Here is a 20,474-nt window from a genome sequence, read left to right as displayed (position 1 = left end):
TTATGCTTGCCGGCTCGCGCCCCGCAGCGTAAACCGCCGCGGTTCGCCTTGATCGTGCCCGAAAGGCCCGGCATCCCCGCGGCGTTCCCGGCCATGCCGGTTTCGACATGAGCGCGGCCCGACGGCCGCGAGGATGGATGATGTTTTCGCTCACGCCAGCGATCGACCGGCTGACGACGTTCCTGACGGCCAGTCATGCGCGCGTCTGCGCGTTCCTGCTGCTGCTCTCGCTCGCCGCCTTCCTGCCGGGCTTCAGCACGTTGCAGCCGCTCGACCGCGACGAGCCGCGCTTCGCGCAGGCCAGCAAGCAGATGCTGGAGACCGGCGATTTCGTCGATATCCGCTTCCAGGACGAAGCCCGCCACAAGAAGCCGGTCGGGATCTACTGGCTGCAGAGTGCCGCGGTGAAGGCCGGCGAGGCGCTCGGCGTGCCGCAGGCGCGCACGCAGGTCTGGCTCTATCGCATCCCCTCGCTCATCGGCGCGATCGCGACGGTGCTGCTGAGCTATTGGGCGCTGCTCGCCTTCCTGGCGCGGCGCTACGCGCTGCTCGGTGCGTCATTGATGGCGGCGGCGGTGCTGCTCGGCGTCGAGGCCCGGATCGCCAAGACCGACGCCGTGCTCGCCGCCTGCGCCGTCGCCAGCATGGGCGCGCTGGCGCGGACCTGGCTCAACTGGACGCGCTCGCTCGCCTTCGTGCCGGACCGGCGCAACTGGCTGGTGTTCTGGGGCGCCACGGCGCTGGGACTTCTGATCAAGGGGCCGATCGTGCCGATGGTCTGGGGGCTCGCCATCCTCGTGCTGAGCGCAAGCCAGCGCTCCTTCCGCTGGCTGAAGCCGCTGCGCTTCGGGCCGGGGCTGCTGCTCTGCCTCGTCGTCGCGGTGCCCTGGTTCGTCGCGATCATGCTCAAGACCGGCGGCAGTTTCTTTGCCGAGAGCGTCGGGCAGGACATGCTCGGGAAGGTCTCCGAGGGGCAGGAGAAGCATTGGGGACCGCCGGGGCTCTATCTCCTCGTCTTCTTCGCGACTTATTGGCCGGCTGCGGCCTTCGCCGCGATGGCGGTGCCCTTCGCCTGGGTCAGGCGCAGGGAGCCGCAAATCCTGTTCCTGATCGCCTGGATCGTGCCGTCCTGGCTGGTGTTCGAGGCGGTGCCGACCAAGCTGCCGCATTACGTGCTGCCGCTCTATCCCGCGATCACGGCCCTGCTGCTGCTGGCGGTGATCAATGGCGGCATCGACCGCTACCGGCGCGGTGCCGTGGCGACGGCCTGCCTCGTCCTGATCGTGCCGCTGGCGCTGATGGGCGTCATTCTCTACGGCAACTGGACGCTCGACCAGACCTTGCCCTGGCTGGCGCTGCCCGGCTTCGCGCTGGTGCTGGCCGTGGCCATCGGCATCATCGCTGCGTTCGGGCGGCTCGACCTCGAGGGCGCGCTCTGGCGTTGCGTGCTGGCGAGCCTGTTGCTGACGGCTTCGGTCTATCCTTTCGCCATCGAAAGCCTGCGCTCGCTCAAGCTCTCGCCGCGGCTCGCCGAGGCGGCTCGGGCAGCCTGTCCCGATCCGGCCGTGCTGACGCTGGGCTATCGCGAGCCGAGCCTCGTCTTCCTGACCGGCACCAATCTCGCCATGGCGGCCAGCGGCGAGCAGGCCGCCGCCTTCCTGAACCAGCCCGGCTGCCGCGTCGCCTTCGTCGAGAAGCGCTACGCGGGTGAGTTCGAAGCCGCGATTACGTCGCAGTCGGTCAAGCCGCGCCTGCTCACGACGATCCGCGGCTTCAACCTCAATGGCGGCCGCAGGCTCGATATCGCCGTCTTCGCCAGGGAGCCGGGTTGAGAAACCCTTGCCCTATCGACTGAGCTGACGCAGTTTGCGGGCCGTTTTTCCGGATGATGCCGTTTTGACCGAAACCTCTTCCCACCCGCTGCTCAGTGTCGTCGTGCCCGTGCGCAACGAAGTCGGCAACATCGCGCCGCTCGTCGCCGATATCGAGAAGGCCTGCGCGGCGATCGGCCCCTTCGAAGTCGTCTACGTCAATGACGGCTCGACCGACGGCACCGCCGATGCGCTCGCGGAACTGGCGCATACGCGGCCTTGGCTGCGCGTCGTCACCCATGCCCAATCCTGCGGGCAGAGCGCGGCAGTGCGCAGCGGTGTGCGCCATGCCCGTTCCGCGATCGTGGCGACGCTCGACGGCGACGGCCAGAACGACCCGTCTTTCCTGCCGGAGATGGTGGCGACCTTGCAGAAGGGCGGGCTGCATGCCGGGCTGGTGCAGGGCCAGCGCGTCGGGCGCAAGGATACCGGCTTCAAGCGCTGGCAGTCGAAGATCGCCAATGGCGTGCGCGGACGCGTGCTCAAGGACGATACGCGCGACACCGGCTGCGGGCTGAAGTGCTTCCGGCGCGAGGCCTATCTCGCTTTGCCTTACTTCGATGCGCTGCATCGCTTCATGCCGGCGTTGATGGCGCGGGAGGGCTATCAGGTGCTGCATGCCGATGTGCGCGACCGGCCGCGGCTGACGGGCGTCTCGAATTACGGTTTCTTCGACCGGCTCTGGGTCGGCATCCTCGACCTCGCCGGCGTCTGGTGGTTGATCCGGCGGCGCAAGCGCGTGCCGCAGATCGTCTCGGAGACGATGTGATGCTGATCGACCTGCAGCAGACCATCGGGAATTATTTCCACGATGTCTTCGTCAACAAAATCGACTGGTGGGTGCTGCTCGGCGTCGTCGCGCAGGGCCTCTTCACCATGCGCTTCGTCGTGCAGTGGCTGGCGAGCGAGAAGGCGGGGCGCTCGGTCGTGCCGATGACCTTCTGGTGGTTCTCGATCGGCGGCGGCGCGCTGCTTCTGATGTATGCGCTCTACCGGCGCGACCCGGTCTTCATCCTCGGCCAGGGCTTCGGCGTCTTCGTCTATATCCGCAACCTGCAATTCGTGCTGCGCGCCAGGGCGCGCGGCGAGGATACGAATTCCGGGCCGGGCTAGGCAAAGCGCGTCATTCTCGGGTCAAGCCCGAGCATGACGGGAAACTCAGCTGCGTTGCGGCGTCGCCGGGTCTGCCGTCGCGCCCTGCGCAGGCGAGGGCAGGGTGTCGGGCTGCGGCGGTGGCTTGCGGATCGCGGCCGAGAGGCCGGGATAGCGCTCGCGATAGGCCTTCAGGAATTCCGAGACCGTATCGGCATTGGCGGTGGCGCGCGCCATTTCGCGGATGTCGGCGGCGCGGGAGCGATTGGCGCCGGTGACGAAGGCGAAGGTCCGGGCATCCGCGCTACGCGCCATCTTCGGCGCGAACTTGCTGCGCAGCCGATCGAGCGACAAAGCCTCGTTCGCCATCACATAGGAGACGCCGGCCCGCATCACGTCGGCGCGCTCGGGGTCCGTCAGGCCTGAGTCGCCGCGCCAGCTTTCGTCCAGAAGGCGCTCATAGGCCTCGCCGGCCTCGCGCCAGCGGCGTCCGGTCCAGTAGATATCGGCGCGCAGCCGGTCGACCTCGACGCCACGCTCGCTCTCGAGCATCTCCAACGCCTGATCGGTGCGGGAGAGATCGGAGAGCGCCTTGGCTTCCAACAGCAGCCGGGCTCGCTTGACGTCGGCGGGCAGTTCGACGAGCCGGGTCGCATTGAGCGCACGGACGGCCTCGGCCGGCTTGCCGTTCATCAGGTCGATCATCGCGAGCCGGGCGGCGACCGTGGAGCGGGCAGCCCCGCTCAGGCGACGATCCATCTGATAGCGCAGGATCTCGGCGGCCTGATCGAGCAGGTCGAGTTCGACAAGCCGGTCGCCGAGCAGGCGGGTGATCTCGTCGCCGCGCCGGCCGATCGGAAGGAATTCCTTGAAGTCATAGAACAGCGCCAAGGCCTCGATCCGGGGCAGGTTGCCGAGCCCGGAACCGCTGAACAGCTCGGCGAAGCGCTGCGCGGTCTCGTCATGCATGCGCCGGGTCAGCGGATCGTCGGGGAAGTTCTCGTTCGCCCGGCGCGCAACCATGAAAGCGTCGCGCCAGCGCTGCTGGTCGCCATAGAGCCGGCCGAGCTCGGCCAGCGCCTCGATCTCAAGCCGCCCGCCGCGCCAGATCACCGAGACCGTTTCCAGCCGGGCGATGGCCTCCTCGGGCTTGAGATCGGTTCGCTTCTCGGCGTCGGCCAGCCTGACAGCGCGCAATTGGGCCTCCGCCGCGACGGGCCGGCTCTTGGCCTCGAACAGCGATTTGTAGCCGTTCATCGCCGCTTCGGGCCGGCCGCTGGCGTCGTCCAGCATGGCCTGCAGCAAGGCGAGGCGCTCCTGGTCGAAACTACCGCGCGGCATGTCCGCGAGCGCCTGGATCTGCCGCTCGGCGATGCCCATGTCCTGCATGGCGAGTGCGGCGCGCGCCATCGCCTCGCGGAACTCGCCCTGGAGATCGGCGGGGTAGCGGTCGAGCGTGGCCTCGGCCCTGCGGAAGCCGACCAGAGCCTGGGCGTTCCGGTTCAGGCGCTGCTCGACCAGGGCGCGCCAGAGCCCGGTCTCGATGTCGTCCTTGATCAGCTCGGCATCGAAGGTGGCGATCGCATCCTGATTGCGGTGCATCTGCGCAGCGACGACGCCCTTCAGGAAAAGCGCCTCCCGGTTGGCGCGCATGGCCGTGTCGTCGGCCAGCATCGCTCCAAGCGGACCAGCGGCTTCGGGCATCATGCCGTTGGCGGCGTAGAAGCGGGCGAGCGTCAGCCGCGCCTCCGATTTGCGGCCGCGCGAAGCGTCGGTGACGTCGAGCATCAGCGCTCGGGCTCGGTCGCGCAGATTGCCGAGGCGCAGTTTCGCCCAGGCATCGGCATCGAGCAGCGGAGGCAATTCGGATTTCTCGACTTTCGCTTCCTGCTGCCTGGCGGGCTCGGCGACGTCGAGCGAGACGCTGAGACCGCCGGTGCGGCCGATGCGGACCTGCTCCGTGCCGGCCCGGACGGCGACGTCGTCCGAGCGCGGCTGGACGGCGAGGCCCTGCGCAGTCTCGAGCAAGCCGAACTCGACGAACTGATAGGGCTTCGGTGTCAGATGCACCGGGCCGATCGCGGTGGCCACGGCGACGGGCAGACCGGCGGGGCCGGATTCCAGCCAATGGATACCGGTCAGGCCGGCGAGCGGCAAGGCGACGATGGTCTGGCCGCGTTCGTCCATGCTGCGCTGCGGCTCGACCGGGGCGGCGGGCTTGCCGGCATCCCCGCCGAGATCGAGCGACCAGGCGTTGCCGTCGTCGAAGAACCGGGCGAGCGGCTGGCCGGCGAGGCGCAGGCGCACGAGCGTGACCCGGCCCTCGCGACTCACCGAACTGTCCTCGATCAGCTTCGGCAGCAAGCCGGTGAGGCGGGCGGGATCAATGGTGTCGCGGGTATCGAAGACCAGCGTCATCAGGCCGGCGTCGAGGAACGCCGCGGCGCCGGTCTGGCGGGGAAAGCGGAAATCGAGGCGGTTATCCCCGGCCGTGATGGCGACGGGCCCCGGAGGCGGCTCTGGAGCGATCGTCGCGGCCGCCGGCCGCGGGGCGGGCGCGGCCGGTTGCGTGGCCGGCTGAGCGGCGGCAGGCTTCGCGGCAGGCCCGGCGGAGGACGGGGCGGCTGTCGGCGCGGCGGGAGGCTGGGGCTTGTCGATATCCGGCAGCGACAGCGCTGCCGTCTTGGCGGGCCGCAGCAGGTCGACGACCAGCCCGGTCTCGTCGTTGAAGGTGCGGGACTGCCACTCCTTCGGGACGGAGAGGGTCAGCGTGAGCGCCTCCTTGCCGGCATCCAGCCCGGCGAGCGCGACGTCGGGCGGCAAGGCGGTGCGGATCTCGGCCGCCTCGACATTCATCGGCTTGTCGAAGACGAGCTTGAGCGTGCCGTCCGAAAGCTCGCTGGCGAGATTCGTCTCGGAAGGCGCCTTGAAGATCAGGCGCTCCAGCGTCGGCAGGCTGGCCGAGCGCATCGTCAGCACGGCCGGTGGCGCGGGCGGCTGGCGCGCAGCCGCCTTCGCCTTCGCCTCGGCCAGACGCAGCCGCTCGGTCAGTTCGGCGATGGCTTCCGGCGGGGGGCCGGGCATCACGCCGGCCCAGTTCTGCGGCAGCAGGTCGATGAAGGCCTTGTCGCCGGCCTCGATCAGGTTCGCCTTGTAGGGCTGGGTCAGAGCGAAGCGCATGCCGCGCCCGTCGGGATCGATACGGGCGACCGAAACATAGTTGGGCAGGTCGCGGGCGATGCGCGCGACATCGACCTGCACGGGGCTGCCGAAGGCGACGATCAGCACGCCGTTTGCGACGCGGATGCGGGTCTGCGTCGGCTCCTCGAAGGCAAGGGACAGGCGGCCGAAGCCCGCCGGCATCGTCTCGCCGCGCAAGGTCGCGCCGGCGGCGAGCGCGGGCGCGTCGAGGCCGGCGGCGAGCGCAAGAGCGGCCAGCCCGATACCGAAGGCGAGGGAACGCGACAAAGGCAAACCGGAATACTCGACCAAACGCGACAGCGGGCCCGTCGCATCCGGCAGACGCAACGGCCCTCGGGCACGCTAGCGCGTCAACCATAATGCGGTCTTAACGCGACGGTGCCGGCGAGCCGAATTCGAGTGGTCAGCGCTGCGGAGCGGGGGCGATCGCGGGCAGTTCGTTGCCGGGCAGGGCGGCTTCGTTCGCCACGCGCTCGAAGCTCGGCATGCGGCCGCTGGTCGCCAGCGCGATGGTGAGTTTCTCGGCGCGTTCCGGAGACATCGCGGCCAGCACTTCGGACATCTTGCGCGGGTTCATCTGCTGGACAACCGGGACGAGGACTTCGAGACCCAGCCTGTCGAAGACGCGTGCGGCGTCCTTCGGCTTCATCGCCTCATACATGATGACGAGGTTCTTGATCGCCTTCGTCTCCTCGACGGCGGCCTTCGCCCCCGGGGTGACCTTGTCCTCGAGGGTCTTGAGATCGCCGACGCGACCGTCGAGCTTCTTCTCCGCCGAGTCCAGCAGGCGCTCGCGCATTTCCAGTTCGCGCATGCGGCTGTCGAGCTCCTCGCGGCGCTCGCCGAGCCGTTCGAGGATGGCCTTCTCCGATGGCGACGCGGCCTTGGCCGTGCCGTTCATGATGCCGGCCTTGTTGTTGGGATTGGCGGCGCGGGCGGCCTCGGCCTTCGCCTCGGCGTCCTTCTTCTCCTGCTCCTTCTTCGGGTCGGGAGCCGGAACGGAACCTGTGGTCTCCGGATCGAAGAAGTCCGGCGCGTGGGCGCGCGCGATGATCTTCGCCAGGCCCCAGACCTCCTTCTCCGTCTTGGGCTTGCCGCCGGCGGCATTGGCGAAGACCGGTGGATCGGGCGGAATCTTGCCGGGTGCGGGCTCCGCCGTCCAGGCAAGCAGCTTCAGCGCCAGGAGTCCCATGGCGCCGAGGATCACTGCCGGCAGGAGGCGGGGTCTTTCGATCACGCAGCCTGTTCCTTGAGGCGGCGGGCGGCGCGGGCGCGGATGGCAGCGGCGGACTGTGCCGCGCTTTCAAGGCGGGAGACGGGCGCGGGCACCGGCTCGGCGGCCGGTGCGGCGTCCGGGCCGGACTTGGCGCCGACAAGGCTGGCGGCGCTGACGATCTGGCCGATGCGCTCCATCACGGCCTGACCGGCCTCGACCTGGGCGGCGAGATCGGCGGCGTAGCGCTCGGCCGTGCGCAGGCGCTCTTCCAGCGTGCGATCACAGTCGCCCAGCGTGTGCTTGAGACCGGCGATGGCGCGCTCGGCGTTGTCGGTGGCCGTGATGAGGGCACCGACCGTCTGGCGCATCCCGGCCTCGTCGGCCTTGAGGCGCTCGATGCGCCTCGTCAGGATGAAGCAGGTGATGATGGTGGCGACCAGGAGGCTGGCGACAAGCACGTCGGCGATGAGATTGATCATCATGGCATCCTTGCTCAGGTCGTGGCGCCGAGATGGCTGGCGAGGCTGTCGAAGGCGGCGAGCGTGGTCTTCGAACGCCGGAGCGGGCTGGTTACCTGGACGGCGATCTTGTCGTCGACGCGCCCGATCCGCCCTTCGGTGACGATGAAGTCCCCGCAGCGCAGCGAAACGGTCGAGTCCGGGCGGCTGTCGAACATCAGCGTGTCGCCGATCTCGAGCTTCATCACGCGCTTCAGCGGCATCTGCGTCTCGTGCAGCACGCAGGTGACGTCGACATCGGCCTGCCAGACTTCGGTCGCGAGGTGGTTCTCCCAGATCGGGTCGCGGCCCAGCTTCTCACCCATGAAGCTTTCGAGCAGCAATTCACGAATCGGCTCGATGGTGGCGTAGGGCAGGAGGATGTGCAGCGCGCCGCCGCGGCCCTCCATGTCGAACTTCAGTTCGACCCGGATGGCGGCGTTGGCGGGGCGGGAGATCGAGACGAAGCGCGGGTTGGATTCGACGCGGTCGACGGTGAAGCTCACGGGCGAAAGCGGCTTGAAGGCAGCTTCCGCGTCGCTCAGCACCAGCCCGATGACGCGGCGGATCAGGCGGATCTCGATCGAGGTGAACGGCCTGCCGTCGATGCGCGGCGCCGGCTGGCCGCGCTTGCCGCCGAACATTGCGTCCATAACCGAATAGGTCAGGGCCGATTCGATGGTGATCAGGCCGAAATTGTCCCACTCCTCGGCCTTGAATACCGAGAGCAGCGCCGGCTGCGAGATGGAGTTGATGTAGTCGCCGAAGCGCACCGAGCGGATGCTCTCCAGCGTGACCTCGACATTGTCCGTGAAGAAGTTGCGCAGGCTGGTCGAGAGCAGGCGCACGAGACGCTCGAAGATGATCTCAAGCATCGGCAGGCGCTCATAGGCGACCGAGCCCGAATCGACGATCGCCTGGATGCCGTTGCGGCCGTCCTTGTCGTCGCCGCTGGAGAAACCGAGCATCGTGTCGATTTCTTCTTGCGACATCAGGCGGTCGGTACCGCCTTCCTGCTCGCCATCCTCCTCGACGATATCAGGCATCGTGGTCCAGCCGGCCGCCATGCCTTCCGGCGTCAGCGGCTCGTCGGCCAGTGCGGGGTTGTCGCGCTCGGTGCTCATCGTTCCGCCGTCATCTCGTTCCGGAGCTCAGGGTATCCCGGCTCACTGCACCAGCAGTTCCTTGAACAGCACGGCGTCGACCTTGGCCGGGTAGACCGTCAGGTTGACGCGGCGCAGCAGCTCCTCCTTCAACCGGTACATGCCGGCCGAGCCTTCGAGATCGGAGGGGCGCAGTTCGCGCATGAAGACCTGGAAGGCGTCCTCGACACGCGGCAGCAGCGGCTTGACCTCTTCCGAGACCTTCACATCGCCGATCTCGAGCACGACCTTGATCTTCATCACCGGCTGGCGGTCCTGCTGGCCGCCATTGGACATGCCGATCATCATGTCCTTCATCTCGAGGAAGGTGGCGGGCTTCTTCGGCTTGGCGGCTTCGGCGGCGGCAAGCTGTTCGGCAGAGGGCTTCTTCAGGAAGAACCAGCCGCCTGCGCCGGCCGCGGCCAGCAGCACGACGCCGCCGATGATGAAGAGCTTCTTCTTGCTCTTCGGCGCCGCTTCGCCTGAGGCGCCTTCTTCCGTCTTGGCTTTCTTCGCCATCTCTTCCGCATCCCGGCCGTCGGGCGGCGTTCTGCCGTCCATGGCTCACCTTCGCCAATCACGGTTAACGCGTCGTTAAGGGCGGCAGAATTTGCCGGGTCGTTCTTGCCGATTTTGCAGGTCGTGCCGGGCTTCCGAGAGCTCCTTCCAGAAGGATAATCATTTTGATTTCAATATCTTGTTGAAATTAACCATGCTGGCACGGCGATTGCGGGAAGTCTGCCGTGGCGACTGCGCTGGGGAGCGTCGAGGTTGCCGCGGGACATGATCGGGAGTTGAGCCGTGGAGAACGCGCTTCTCATCGGCCTGTCGCGCCAGGTGGCTCTGGCGCGCGAGCTGGACGTCATCGCCAACAACATGGCGAACGTCGGCACCAATGGATTCAAGGCACGCAACGCGCGCTTCAACGAATTCATCATGCCGGGCGCAAAGGCGGATGCGTTCAAGCCGACCGATCGGCCGCTATCCTATGTCATCGACAACGGCACGCCGCTCGACCTGTCGCAGGGCGCGGTCGAACTCACGGGCAACCCGCTCGACGTCGCGCTGAAGGGCGACAACTACCTCGTCGTGCAGACGCCGAACGGCGAGCGCTATACAAGGGCGGGATCGCTGAGCATCGACCGGCAAGGCCGGCTCGTCACCCAGACCGGGCTGCCGGTGATGGGCGAATCCGGCCCGATCGCCTTCGGCTCCAGCGAATTTGCGATGCGCATCGCCGCCGACGGCACGGTGAGCAGCGACCAGGGCACGCGCGGCAAGCTTCGTCAGGTCCGCTTCGCCAATCCGGCCGCGCTGGTCAGCGAGGGCACCAACCTGTTCTCCTCGACGGTCGCCGCCCAGGCCGCCGGCCCCGAGGCGAGGCTCGAGCCCGGCGCGATCGAGCGCTCGAACGTCAAGGCCGTGGTCGAGTTGACCCGCCTGATGGAGGTGCAGCGCAACTACCAGAGCGTCGCCAACATGATCAGCAAATCCGATGAGCTGCGCAGCCGGGCGATCACGCGCCTGGCGGACCAGCAGGCCTGATAGCGGAAAGGAGCCAGCACCATGCGCGCCATGCAGACAGCCGCTACCGGCATGATGGCCCAGGAGATGAACGTTCAGGTCATCTCCAACAACATCGCCAACGTCCGGACCACCGGCTACAAACGCCAGCAGGTCCATTTCCAGGATCTGCTCTACGAAAACTTCCGGCGCGCCGGCTCGGCCACTTCGGATCAGAATACCCAGGCTCCGGCCGGCACCTTCATCGGCTCCGGCGTCAAGACGGTCTCGACCGGCCGCGTGATGACGCAGGGCAATATCAGCCCGACCGAGAAGCCCTACGACCTTGCCATCCGCGGCGAGGGCTTCTTCCGCGTCCGCATGCCGGACGGCCGCACCACCTATAGCCGCGACGGCTCCTTCGACCTCGACTCACAGGGGCAGCTCGTGACCCGCGACGGCTATCAGGTCGAGCCCGGCATCACCGTGCCCAACAACGCCACCAGCGTCAGCATCAACGCGCAGGGCATCGTCGAAGCCATGATGCCGGGGCAGACTGCACCGCAGCAGCTCGGCCAGATCCAGCTCGTGCGCTTCGTCAACAAGGTCGGCCTCGAGTCGATCGGCGACAACCTCTACATCGAGACCGCAGCGTCGGGGCAGCCGATCGATGGCTTCGGCGGCGGCGAGGGCTTCGGCACGCTGCAGCAGAACTACCTCGAAGAGGGCAACGTCCAGGCCGTGATGGAGCTCTCCTCCCTCATCGCGGCGCAGCGCGCCTATGAGATGAACTCCAAAGTCATCACCGCCGCCGACCAGATGATGTCGGCGACGACTCAGATGTTCCGCGGCTGACGGAGGGCTTCGCATCATGATCCGCCTCTCCCTCGCCGCCCTGTTGCTGTCGAGCGCCGCCGCGCTGGCCGCGCCTCAGCAGAGCCAGCATCATCCGCAACCCGCGCCAGTGGCGGTCGCATCCGCTGCCGCCTCCACCCCTGTGGCTCCCGCCGCCACGCTGCCGCGCAAGCTGCAGTTGCGTCCCGAGATCAATCTGGCGCGCGACCTCGTCACCTTCGGCGATCTCATTCCGGGCCTCGCCAGCGAAGCCGCCGCGACCGCCGCCTTCCGGGCACCGGGCCTGGGCGAGACCGGCACTATCCAGGTGGCGCGCATCGTCGAGGCCGCCCGAGCCGCCGGCATCGTCCGCGAGGTCTCGGAGCTGGAGAGCCAAGGCTTCGCACAGGTCGTCGTGACCCGCACCGCGCGCCGCATCACCGCCTCGGACCTCGAGGCGGCAGTAAAGGTCGGGCTGCAGGAGCGCTTCGGCGTCGATGCCCGTGTCTTCGCATTGTCGATCGATGGCGGGGCTCCGTCCATCGCGGTCGAGCCCGAGCTCACGGGCGACGTCAGCGTCCTCGACCTCTCCTTCGATGCCCGCTCGCGCCGTCTTCAGGCCCGGCTTGCGGTGCCCGGCAGCATGGCGATGCGGCTGAAGCCGCTGCGCATCTCCGGCCAGCTCGTCGAGACCGTCGAGGTCGTCGTGCCGAAGCGGCTGATCACTCGCGGCGAGACGCTCGGCAAGGACGATGTCGTGGTCGAGCGCCGCCCGCGCGACGGGCAGGGCGGCGAGATCATCGGCGACGCCCGCGCCGCCATCGACAAGGTCGCGCGCCGGGCTCTGCTCGCCGGCGTGCCGCTGCGCAGCGGCGACGTCCAGCGCGAGGAGATCGTCGCCAAGGGCGACCTCGTCACCATCGTCTACGAGGCACCGGGGCTGCTGATCACGCTCCGTGGCCGGGCCAGCGAGGCCGGCGCGATGGGCGACGTCGTCTCCGTCACCAATCCTCAATCCAAGCGCGTGCTGCAAGGCAAGGTCAGCGGCCCCGGGCGGGTTTCCGTCCAGCCCTCCGCCGCCGGCCGCATCGCAAGCGCCCAGTGACAGCCATGGAAACCGCCATGTACGCGCATCGTCTCGCCAAGCTCTCCGCATTGCTGATGCTCACCGCCTCGCTCGGCGCCTGCGGCATCGGCGACCGCCTCGCCAATGTCGGCCAGGCGCCGACGCTGTCGCCGGTCGATGATCCGACCGCCGCCAAGGGCTACAAGCCGGTGCAGATGCCGATGCCGGCGATGGAGCACGCTTCCTATGCGCCGAACTCGCTTTGGCGCACCGGATCGCGCGCCTTCTTCAAGGATCAGCGCGCCCGCAATGTCGGCGATCTCGTCACCGTCAAGGTCAAGGTGACCGACAAGGCCCAGCTCAACAACACGACGAAGCGCAGCCGCAAGAACGGCGAGGATTTCGGCGCCGACAACACCTTCGGCTTCGAGAACAAGCTCGACAAGTTCCTGCCGGACGGGGCCAAGTCGTCCTCGCTGCTGAAGCTGGATTCGGAAGGGTCGAGCGAGGGCGCCGGCTCGGTGAACCGTTCCGAGACCCTGGCGACCAATGTCGCGGCGGTCGTCACGCAGAACCTGCCCAACGGCAACCTCGTGATCGAGGGCAAGCAGGAGATCCGCGTCAACTTCGAGATCCGCGAGCTGATCGTCGCGGGCGTGATCCGGCCCGAGGACATCGAATCGGACAACACGATCGAGTCGACCAAGATCGCCCAGGCACGCATCGCATATGGCGGCCGCGGCCAGATCACCGATGTCCAGCAGCCGCGCTACGGCCAGCAGGTCATGGATATCCTGCTGCCCTTCTAACCCCTTTTCCGGAACCCGGACGGCGCGGAACGCTCCCCCTTGTCTCCGCGCCGGTTCGGCCGGCGGTCTCTCCCGAGCCGCCGACAGCCCCGGCCGCCCGCCACGCTCCCCAAGCCGACAAGCAGGCGGCCCGAAGCCCCGCGTTCTCCCGACGCGGGGCTTTTCCATCGAACGATAAAGATGCTCTCGCCGCACCGCTCCTCATTGTTGAGGGCCGGCGCCCGCATTGTCTGATCGCGCCTTGAGCGCACGCAGTTTCAGGGCAAGCTCATGGGCTTCTTCGATGTCGATGTCGGCCTTCCGAGCAACATCGCGCAACTGTGTGGAAAGCGCCTGTTCGCCGAGAAGCTCCGCCAGCGCGATCCGCAGGACGACGAACCGAGCTCGCTCTCGCCAGTCCAGGCTTTCATCCGCAAGGGCCAAGCCGCGATCGACCGTGCCCGCAGCGCCGGCAAAATCTAACGCGTCCGTCTGTGCGTCTGCGAGAGCCTCGATGACGCGAAGACTGTCCGGATCGATCCGACCGCCATGTTCGATGACCTTCCCCGCCCATCTCGGCTTGTTCGCCGCCCGGAGAAGCTCGGCCAAGCCTATGAGCAGATCGATATCGGTCCGGTCAGCGCGCAGGCCCTCGGCGAGAGCCCTCAGCGCTTCCCTGCGCCGGCCAAGCTGAAACAACGCCCAACCCTTGGCCGCGTAACGTGTCGATGTCGGCCCATGAGCTGCGATTGCCTCTTCCGCGTCCTCGAGTTGCCCGCGGTAGATGTCCTCGATCTCACGCGCGTCGCGGGTCGCTTTCTCGCCTGCCACGCGGTACCCGCGGTCGAGCAGCCCGTGATCGGGGTCGTCGACCGGCGGTATGTCGTTTGGAAAATGGCGACGGATCAGCATTCGAATGGCGAGGTTCCAAAGCTCGCCATAGAGGGGATCTTCCGATGGCTCGGGCCAAAGACCCCGCCGGAAAACGGGCGCAGCACGTCTCGGCCCATGCTGGAAGAAGAAGGCCTGGCAGTCTGCACGTGAACGAAGGTTTTCGACTCCTACGATGGTCTGCTTGATCGCCGAGGACGGAATAATGAGCGGCAAAGCGTTGATGGGTCCCTGCTCATCTGATCCCCCGTCAAACCGGAGAGACACGCCGCCATAGGCGCGCGCCATTTCCTGGCGTGTGTTGATGAGGCTGTAGTCCTTCGGGACCAGGGAATTCCAGAAGATCGCGGGACGTATGAATCCGCCTCGCTGGGCGGCGAAGCGGGTTCGTCCCCAATCCAGTGCGTCTATCGTGCGGGCGAGTTGGCTTGTCGCGGCTTGGCCCGGCCGTGCAAGGTCGGCCTGTCGCGCGTCGATCGCTTCTTCGAGGTCCTGCCAACTCGTCGCGAACGATATCGCGGATACGACTTTCTCCTCCCCCTCTTGGAAGCCGAACCATCGATCACGATCGAAAATGCGGTCCATTTCGGTTTTCTTGACGAAGAAGTCGAAGAAGCCTGCGTCGGACTTTCCGCGCTCGAAAAGGTCATCGAGATTCGAGAGCGTGAATGGAAACCGCAACCGCCGCCCCGCGCTGGAGTCGAAACGGTAGATCACACCGATACCATCTTCCACGTGAGTGTAGCTCGGGTACCGACGTGTCGCGAAGAAGCTCGCGATATCGATGCTTTCAGTAACGTCGAGAGACTCGGAGCTGAGGCCATATTGCTGGGCGATGATATTGCCGAGGCCAATGCCGGCTATGCCGATAACGCGATTCAGCATCTCGAGCCGGGCTGCGGCCTGTGGAGCAAAATTGCCGAGCCGGCCCGCATCGATCTTGGCGATGGGCGAAGCGTCCGAGAGATCGGCCACCAGAGGCCGAAAAATGGACGGCACCATGACGGGGTAGTCCTTCGTCTGCCCTCTATACAGATGTTCGGGCCGGTGCTGACCCGCCAGCCATTTCGTGAGGACGCCGATGTTCTCTGCCGGTGCGTCGAGGTCGAACATGCCGTTGGCCCCTGCAATCCGGCAGTCTGGACTGACTTCCGATGTGCAACCCAGAGTTTTATGGACGGGTCGTCGGTTTCTCAAGAGCGGCGGATTCGGAGCCTGGAAAGCGGAGCCGCAACTGGAGAAGAAAGCGGATTGACGCCAAGGGAGGCAAAGCCGGAAGAGGAAAATCTAGTAGGAGCCGCCGCGCTTCCCTAAGAGAATACCGCTGAAAGCAGCGCCACTGCCGCGCAAGGCGGCGCTGTCTTACGCGCCGCATCCTAGCTCGAACGAGGTCGCGCTCGCATTCGAGCATTTCATGGCATGTCTTCGTCAGGCGATGGACGCGTGGTCTGGGGATAGCCGGCCGTCGTGCCCGAACGAGAACGGCTGTTCTCGGGAAAAGACGGGGGGTGAGGCGAAGCTCATGCCTCTCCTACAAAAAACCCCACGACTTAAGGCGTGGGGCTTTCCGGATAGCGGCCGGCCGGTGCGCTTCAATCGTCGCGGAAGACGCGCTCGTTGCGCTCGTGGCGCTCCTGCGCTTCCAGCGAGAGCGTGGCGATCGGACGGGCTTCCAGGCGCTTCAGCGAGATCGGCTCGCCGGTCTCCTCGCAATAGCCGTAGGAATTGTCATCGATCCGGGCGATGGCGGCTTCGATCTTGGCAATGAGCTTGCGCTGGCGGTCGCGGGCGCGCAGCTCAATGGCGCGGTCGGTCTCGGACGAAGCCCTGTCGGCGATGTCGGGGTGATTCTCACTCTCGCTCTGGAGCGTGACGAGGGTCTCCTTCGCTTCCTTCAGGATCTCATCCTTCCAGGCGAGGAGCTTACCGCGGAAATACTCGCGTTGACGATCGTTCATGAACGGCTCGTCATCGCTCGGTTTATAATCCGCATCGAGGATGATCTGCTTCGACATGGGCGCGCTCTCTGAGTTGTCCGCTCACGCGCCCCTCGGCTTTGCCGCGGGAGGGTGAGCCGATTTCGCGTCCTTATAGCGATCCGTTTCAAGCGGAACAATCGCTTCCGACATGACTTCAACCGCTTCGTGATTTCCGCCGGCAAAAGGGCGGTTCCAGTCCGATTTCAGGCCGGATACGCCTCAATTCAGCGCCTGGATGGCGCGGGCGATTTCCGCCTCGACCAGCCGGGCGATCGGCTGGCGGTAATGCGTGTGATCGAAGAAGAGATTCGGGTCGTGCAATTCAGGCCTGTCGGCGCGCCAGTCGACGAGCGCCGTGCGCGGGCGTCGCGCCGCCAGATCGGCGAAAGCTGTGCGGCAGGCGGCATCGGCCGCTGCATCGCGCGAGCTTGGCTGAGGCAGCGCCGTGGCATAGGCGGGTGGTCGCACCAGAATCAGCGCGGTCTCGGCAGGTGCCGTGCTCATGAGCTTTTCCAGCGCGGCTGCGGCCGGAAAGGGGCCGTCGGTGTTGTTGCCGCCGGTTTCCTGGCGCTTTTCGAGCCGGACGCGAATCTCCGGGTTGGTGTCGTAGCCCAGCGCGCGGTAGTTCGCCTCGTAATCCCAGTATCCGTCGGGCGGGGCGCGTTCGGCCTTGCGCGAGGTCAGATAGGTGATCCGGCGCGAGAGCTCCTCGAGCAGATCGAAGCGCATCAAGCCGCCGAGATAGTCCGGCAGGCCGCGGCTCAGCAGCCAGAACGGGAAGGGCTTTTCATTGGGCAGGGCGGGGTTCGCGGTGCACCAGTAATTGTCGATGCCGATCACGAGCGCCTTTGCCGCGGGGGCACGATGGTGACGCAGGAACCAGTCGACCGTCGCCAGAACCTCCTTCGGCGTCGTGGCGGGCGCAATCAGCGAGACGAAGGGTATGCCGGTTCGCATACGCAACTCATCCGGCGAGACGATCTGGATGTGCGAATTGCCGAAGATCGCGCCGGTGAATTGCGGATCGCGGCCGCGGCTGGCTAGAGCCGTGCGTGGACCTTGCGGGCGCACGCCTTCCTTCAGCTTGAGCGGCGAGCGGCCGGAATCATAGGGGTCGAGCAGGAAGGCGACTGCCAGGAACGCGACCGAAAACAGCGCTGCCGCCACGAGCAGCGTCGCAATGAAGCTCGTCCACCTCGCCGCCTGAGCGGGCGCGGCGGCCGGCTCAGAACTGAAAGTAGATGAACTCATAATTGGCGTCTTCGCCGATCTTCAGCAGGATGATGACGAACAGGAGCCCCGCCAGAACGGCGAGCCAGCGCGCCGGCGGCAGCTTGTGGACGAGGTTCCAGGCGGTGGGGCCGATGATGGCGAAGGCAGCGGCCGGAATGAGGGCGCGCCATTTGAAGCCGGTCCCTGTCGGGGCGAGGCCGATCAGGCCCTTGTAGATCGTAAGCGCAGCGTCGAAATTCGCAGCGCGAAACAGCACCCAGCAGAACATCACGAAGACGAAGGTCAGAAGCCAGCCGAGCAGGGCGGGCATCGGCAGCCCGGCCCGGCGCCAGAACAGGGCGACGATCAGCGCGAGCCCATGCGCCACGCCCCAGGCCACGAATGTCAGGCCCGCGCCATGCCAGAGGCCACCGAGGGCCATGGTGGCGAAGAGCGCCCAGATCTGCGTCGGAAGGCCGCTGCGCGAGCCGCCGAGCGGGATGTAGAGATAGTCGCGCAGGAAGCGCGACAGCGTCATGTGCCAGCGCCGCCAGAAATCCTGGATGCTGGGCGAGCGATAGGGCGCCTCGAAGTTCTGCGGCAGAACGATGCCGAAGAGCAAAGCGAGACCGAGCGCCATGTCGGTGTAGCCGGAGAAGTCGAAATAAATCTGGAAGGTGAAGGCGAGCGTTCCCTGCCAGGCCTCGGCCATGCTGACGACCTTGCCCGCTGCCGCAGCGGCGAAGACCGGGTTGGCGTATTCGGCCAGCGGGTCGCCGATCAGCACCTTCTTGGCCAAGCCGAAGGTCAGCAGCATCAGGCCGCGTGCGATTCGCTCGGCAGCATCGGGGCGCTGATAGGGCCGCTCGTCGAGCTGGTGCATGATCTCTCGCCAGCGCACGAGCGGGCCGGCGAGCACCTGCGGGAAGAAGGCGATGTAGAGGGCATAGCGGACGATATCGTAGCGCGGCGCCTGCCCGCACCTGAGATCCGTCAGGTACATGATGTGGTGGAAGGTGAAGAAGGAGATGCCGAGCGGCAGCGCGATATCGAATTTCGGCGCCGGCAATCCCGGAATCATTCCAGCGAGATCGGCGAAGAAGTTGAAGTACTTGAACACTGCGAGGACGGCGAGGTTCAGCACGATCGCCAGTGTGATCAGCCCGCTCGACTTCGTCTTCTGGAAGGCCTCGGCGATCAGCCAGTTCAGCCCGATGGACAGGGCGAGCAACGGCAGGAAGCGCCAGTCCCAATAGCCGTAGAAGGCGAAGGACAGCACGACGAGAACCGGCAGCCGCCAGCGCGGCGCAAAGCGCTCGGCCAGCCAGTGCAGCGCGAGCGCCAGCGGCAGAAAGGCAAGCAGGAAAGCGAAGGAGTTGAACAGCATCCGGGCAGGGCAGATCAGAGGATGGCTGCCGCCTTAGACCATTATCCGGTGCGAGTCATGCCCGGGTGGCGATGCGCCGGGGCGTCACTCTCGGGCGGAGCGAAGCGCAGACCCGAGAAACTCATGCCTGAGCCTCTTTCGGCATGAGATGCTCGGGTCATGCCCGAGCATGACGCGCCCTGTGATTTTACAGCGGAATGTTGTCGTGCTTGCGCCAGGGCCGCTCGACGTTCTTGGTCCTGAGCATGGCGAGCGCGCGGGCAACGCGGCGTCGCGTCGAGTGCGGCATGATGACCTCGTCGACATAGCCGCGCTCGGCCGCGACGAAGGGGGACATGAAGCGGTCCTCATATTCCTTGGTCTGGCGCGCGATGGTCTCGGCGTCGCCGCCGCGGAAGATGATCTCGACCGCGCCCTTGGCGCCCATCACCGCGATCTGGGCCGTCGGCCAGGCGTAGTTGACGTCGGCGCCGATATGCTTGGAGGCCATCACGTCATAGGCGCCGCCGAAGGCCTTGCGGGTGATGATCGTCACCAGCGGCACGGTGCATTCCGAGTAGGCGTAGAGCAGCTTGGCGCCATGCTTGATCAGCCCCCCATATTCCTGCGCCGTGCCCGGCAGGAAGCCGGGAACGTCGACGAAGGTGACGATCGGGATCTCGAAGGCGTCGCAATAACGCACGAAGCGGGCCGCCTTGCGCGAGGCGTCGGAGTCGAGCACGCCGGCCAGCACCATCGGCTGGTTGGCGACGATGCCGACGGTGCGGCCCTCGATGCGCGCGAAGCCGGTGACGATGTTCTTGGCGTAGGCTTCCTGGATCTCGAAGAAATCGCCCTCGTCGACGGTCTTCTGGATGAGTTCCTTGATGTCGTAGGGCTTGTTCGGGTTGTCCGGGACGAGCGTATCGAGGCTCATGTCGACGCGATCGGGCACGTCGAATGACGGCCATTCCGGCACCCCGACGGTGTTGTTGGCCGGCAGGAAGTCGATCAGGCGGCGCACCTGCAAGAGCGCCTCGACGTCGTTCTCGAAGGAGCCGTCGGCGACCGAGGACTTGCTGGTATGAACCTTGGCGCCGCCAAGCTCTTCGGAGGTGACGGTCTCGTTGGTGACGGTCTTCACCACCTCCGGGCCGGTCACGAACATGTAGCTGGTGTCGCGGACCATGAAGATGAAGTCGGTCATCGCGGGGGAATAGACGTCGCCGCCGGCGCAGGGCCCCATGATGACGGAGATCTGCGGGATGACGCCCGAGGCCTGGACGTTGCGCTTGAAGACCTCGCCATAGCCGCCGAGTGCCGCGACGCCTTCCTGGATGCGGGCGCCGCCGGCATCGAACAGGCCGACGATCGGGGCGCGCATCTTCAGCGCCATGTCCTGGATCTTGGTGATCTTCTGGGCATGCGTCTCGGAGAGCGAGCCGCCGAAGACGGTGAAGTCCTTGGAGAAGACGAAGACGGTGCGGCCATTGACCGTGCCCCAGCCGGTGACGACGCCATCGCCGGGTATCTTTTCGCCCTTTTCCATGCCGAAGTCGACGCAGCGATGCTGCACGAACATGTCGAACTCCTCGAAGGAGTCCTTGTCGAGCAGAAGCTCGATGCGTTCGCGCGCCGTCAGCTTGCCGCGCTTGTGCTGCGCGTCGATCCGCCGTTCGCCGCCTCCCGATCGCGCGCCGGCGCGACGGTCTTCGAGCTGTTCGAGGATGTCCTTCATGGCGGCAAGCTCCGGGCGGAAATCGCGTCTCGAAGCCGGCTTAAGCGGCGCGACCGCCAGAGTCCATTACGACATTTG

Annotated in this window: 17 protein-coding genes; 7 read left to right on the top strand and 10 right to left on the bottom strand. The window is 66.5% G+C overall.

All coding sequences use genetic code 11. The features are described from left to right. Positions 1-137: 137 nt before the first annotated feature. The 3 genes from NWE53_RS08990 to NWE53_RS08980 all read left to right on the top strand — a co-directional run bounded on the left by NWE53_RS08990 (position 138) and on the right by NWE53_RS08980 (position 2,984). Complete coding sequence (locus NWE53_RS08990; protein WP_265053983.1) at positions 138-1,832, top strand: ArnT family glycosyltransferase; 1,695 nt, start codon at positions 138-140, stop codon at positions 1,830-1,832. Between the two features lie 64 nt (positions 1,833-1,896). Beyond that, positions 1,897-2,640 carry a glycosyltransferase family 2 protein gene (locus tag NWE53_RS08985; RefSeq protein WP_265053982.1) on the top strand — a complete coding sequence of 248 codons (744 nt, stop codon included), beginning with the start codon at positions 1,897-1,899 and terminating at the stop codon, positions 2,638-2,640. Further along, the gene (locus tag NWE53_RS08980) at positions 2,640-2,984 is read left to right on the top strand and encodes a lipid-A-disaccharide synthase N-terminal domain-containing protein (protein WP_265053981.1); all 345 of its coding nucleotides are present in this window, start codon (positions 2,640-2,642) and stop codon (positions 2,982-2,984) included. The genes NWE53_RS08985 and NWE53_RS08980 overlap by 1 nt, the downstream gene beginning before the upstream one ends. A 45-nt stretch (positions 2,985-3,029) precedes the next feature. Here NWE53_RS08980 and NWE53_RS08975 read toward each other — a convergent pair whose 3' ends face one another. The 5 genes from NWE53_RS08975 to fliL all read right to left on the bottom strand — a co-directional run bounded on the left by NWE53_RS08975 (position 3,030) and on the right by fliL (position 9,580). Beyond that, positions 3,030-6,491, bottom strand: coding sequence for a hypothetical protein (locus tag NWE53_RS08975; RefSeq protein WP_265053980.1), 3,462 nt, complete (start codon positions 6,489-6,491; stop codon positions 3,030-3,032). Between the two features lie 76 nt (positions 6,492-6,567). Further along, positions 6,568-7,401, bottom strand: a complete 834-nt coding sequence (locus tag NWE53_RS08970) for a MotE family protein (protein WP_265053979.1) — start codon at positions 7,399-7,401, stop codon at positions 6,568-6,570. Continuing rightward, positions 7,398-7,862: a DUF6468 domain-containing protein gene (locus NWE53_RS08965; RefSeq protein ID WP_265053978.1), complete on the bottom strand. Its 465-nt coding sequence runs from the start codon at positions 7,860-7,862 to the stop codon at positions 7,398-7,400. The genes NWE53_RS08970 and NWE53_RS08965 overlap by 4 nt, the downstream gene beginning before the upstream one ends. An 11-nt stretch (positions 7,863-7,873) precedes the next feature. After that, on the bottom strand, positions 7,874-9,001 hold the full coding sequence (gene fliM / locus NWE53_RS08960; protein ID WP_442864997.1) for a flagellar motor switch protein FliM: 1,128 nt from the start codon (positions 8,999-9,001) through the stop codon (positions 7,874-7,876). A 42-nt stretch (positions 9,002-9,043) separates the two neighbouring features. Continuing rightward, entirely contained in the window at positions 9,044-9,580 is a 537-nt protein-coding gene (gene fliL, locus NWE53_RS08955) for a flagellar basal body-associated protein FliL (protein WP_320109559.1), read from the bottom strand. Between the two features lie 240 nt (positions 9,581-9,820). On the opposite strand from fliL, the gene flgF reads away from it, so the two are divergent. Genes flgF through flgH form a run of 4 tightly spaced genes read left to right on the top strand, consistent with a single transcriptional unit; the run spans position 9,821 to position 13,231 of the window. Continuing rightward, positions 9,821-10,564 (top strand): flagellar basal-body rod protein FlgF, encoded by a 744-nt coding sequence (gene flgF, locus NWE53_RS08950; protein WP_265053977.1) that lies wholly within the window; start codon positions 9,821-9,823, stop codon positions 10,562-10,564. 21 nt (positions 10,565-10,585) lie between these two features. After that, positions 10,586-11,377 carry a flagellar basal-body rod protein FlgG gene (gene flgG, locus NWE53_RS08945; protein WP_265053976.1) on the top strand — a complete coding sequence of 264 codons (792 nt, stop codon included), beginning with the start codon at positions 10,586-10,588 and terminating at the stop codon, positions 11,375-11,377. Between the two features lie 16 nt (positions 11,378-11,393). After that, positions 11,394-12,461, top strand: coding sequence for a flagellar basal body P-ring formation chaperone FlgA (gene flgA / locus NWE53_RS08940; protein ID WP_265053975.1), 1,068 nt, complete (start codon positions 11,394-11,396; stop codon positions 12,459-12,461). A 17-nt stretch (positions 12,462-12,478) separates the two neighbouring features. Further along, positions 12,479-13,231, top strand: a complete 753-nt coding sequence (flgH, locus tag NWE53_RS08935) for a flagellar basal body L-ring protein FlgH (protein ID WP_265053974.1) — start codon at positions 12,479-12,481, stop codon at positions 13,229-13,231. A 201-nt stretch (positions 13,232-13,432) separates the two neighbouring features. On the opposite strand, the gene NWE53_RS08930 is transcribed toward flgH, so the two are convergent. The 5 genes from NWE53_RS08930 to NWE53_RS08910 form a co-directional block, all read right to left on the bottom strand. After that, positions 13,433-15,214, bottom strand: coding sequence for a hypothetical protein (locus NWE53_RS08930; RefSeq protein ID WP_265053973.1), 1,782 nt, complete (start codon positions 15,212-15,214; stop codon positions 13,433-13,435). Between the two features lie 479 nt (positions 15,215-15,693). Continuing rightward, positions 15,694-16,116 (bottom strand): RNA polymerase-binding protein DksA, encoded by a 423-nt coding sequence (gene dksA, locus NWE53_RS08925; protein WP_265053972.1) that lies wholly within the window; start codon positions 16,114-16,116, stop codon positions 15,694-15,696. 183 nt (positions 16,117-16,299) lie between these two features. Next, a complete protein-coding gene (locus NWE53_RS08920) occupies positions 16,300-17,331 on the bottom strand; it encodes a hypothetical protein (protein WP_265053971.1) in 1,032 nt (343 codons plus the stop codon). After that, complete coding sequence (locus NWE53_RS08915) at positions 17,306-18,679, bottom strand: MBOAT family O-acyltransferase (protein ID WP_265053970.1); 1,374 nt, start codon at positions 18,677-18,679, stop codon at positions 17,306-17,308. Before NWE53_RS08915 ends, NWE53_RS08920 begins: the two co-directional genes overlap by 26 nt. Positions 18,680-18,866: 187 nt before the next feature. Continuing rightward, positions 18,867-20,396, bottom strand: a complete 1,530-nt coding sequence (locus NWE53_RS08910) for an acyl-CoA carboxylase subunit beta (RefSeq protein WP_265053969.1) — start codon at positions 20,394-20,396, stop codon at positions 18,867-18,869. Positions 20,397-20,474: the final 78 nt, after the last annotated feature.

The organism is Bosea sp. NBC_00550, assembly GCF_026020075.1.
Lineage (GTDB): Bacteria > Pseudomonadota > Alphaproteobacteria > Rhizobiales > Beijerinckiaceae > Allobosea.
This window is presented reverse-complemented; position numbering and strand designations above follow the sequence as displayed.

Coding starts and splice junctions, on each gene's coding strand:
- fliM (WP_442864997.1), bottom strand. CDS start 9,001: ATGAGCACCGAGCGCGACAACCCCGCACTGGCCGACGAGCCGCTGACG.
- NWE53_RS08910 (WP_265053969.1), bottom strand. CDS start 20,396: ATGAAGGACATCCTCGAACAGCTCGAAGACCGTCGCGCCGGCGCGCGA.
- NWE53_RS08990 (WP_265053983.1), top strand. CDS start 138: ATGATGTTTTCGCTCACGCCAGCGATCGACCGGCTGACGACGTTCCTG.
- NWE53_RS08965 (WP_265053978.1), bottom strand. CDS start 7,862: ATGATGATCAATCTCATCGCCGACGTGCTTGTCGCCAGCCTCCTGGTC.
- dksA (WP_265053972.1), bottom strand. CDS start 16,116: ATGTCGAAGCAGATCATCCTCGATGCGGATTATAAACCGAGCGATGAC.
- fliL (WP_320109559.1), bottom strand. CDS start 9,580: ATGGACGGCAGAACGCCGCCCGACGGCCGGGATGCGGAAGAGATGGCG.
- NWE53_RS08930 (WP_265053973.1), bottom strand. CDS start 15,214: ATGTTCGACCTCGACGCACCGGCAGAGAACATCGGCGTCCTCACGAAA.
- NWE53_RS08920 (WP_265053971.1), bottom strand. CDS start 17,331: ATGAGTTCATCTACTTTCAGTTCTGAGCCGGCCGCCGCGCCCGCTCAG.
- flgA (WP_265053975.1), top strand. CDS start 11,394: ATGATCCGCCTCTCCCTCGCCGCCCTGTTGCTGTCGAGCGCCGCCGCG.
- NWE53_RS08980 (WP_265053981.1), top strand. CDS start 2,640: ATGCTGATCGACCTGCAGCAGACCATCGGGAATTATTTCCACGATGTC.
- flgH (WP_265053974.1), top strand. CDS start 12,479: ATGTACGCGCATCGTCTCGCCAAGCTCTCCGCATTGCTGATGCTCACC.
- flgG (WP_265053976.1), top strand. CDS start 10,586: ATGCGCGCCATGCAGACAGCCGCTACCGGCATGATGGCCCAGGAGATG.
- NWE53_RS08915 (WP_265053970.1), bottom strand. CDS start 18,679: ATGCTGTTCAACTCCTTCGCTTTCCTGCTTGCCTTTCTGCCGCTGGCG.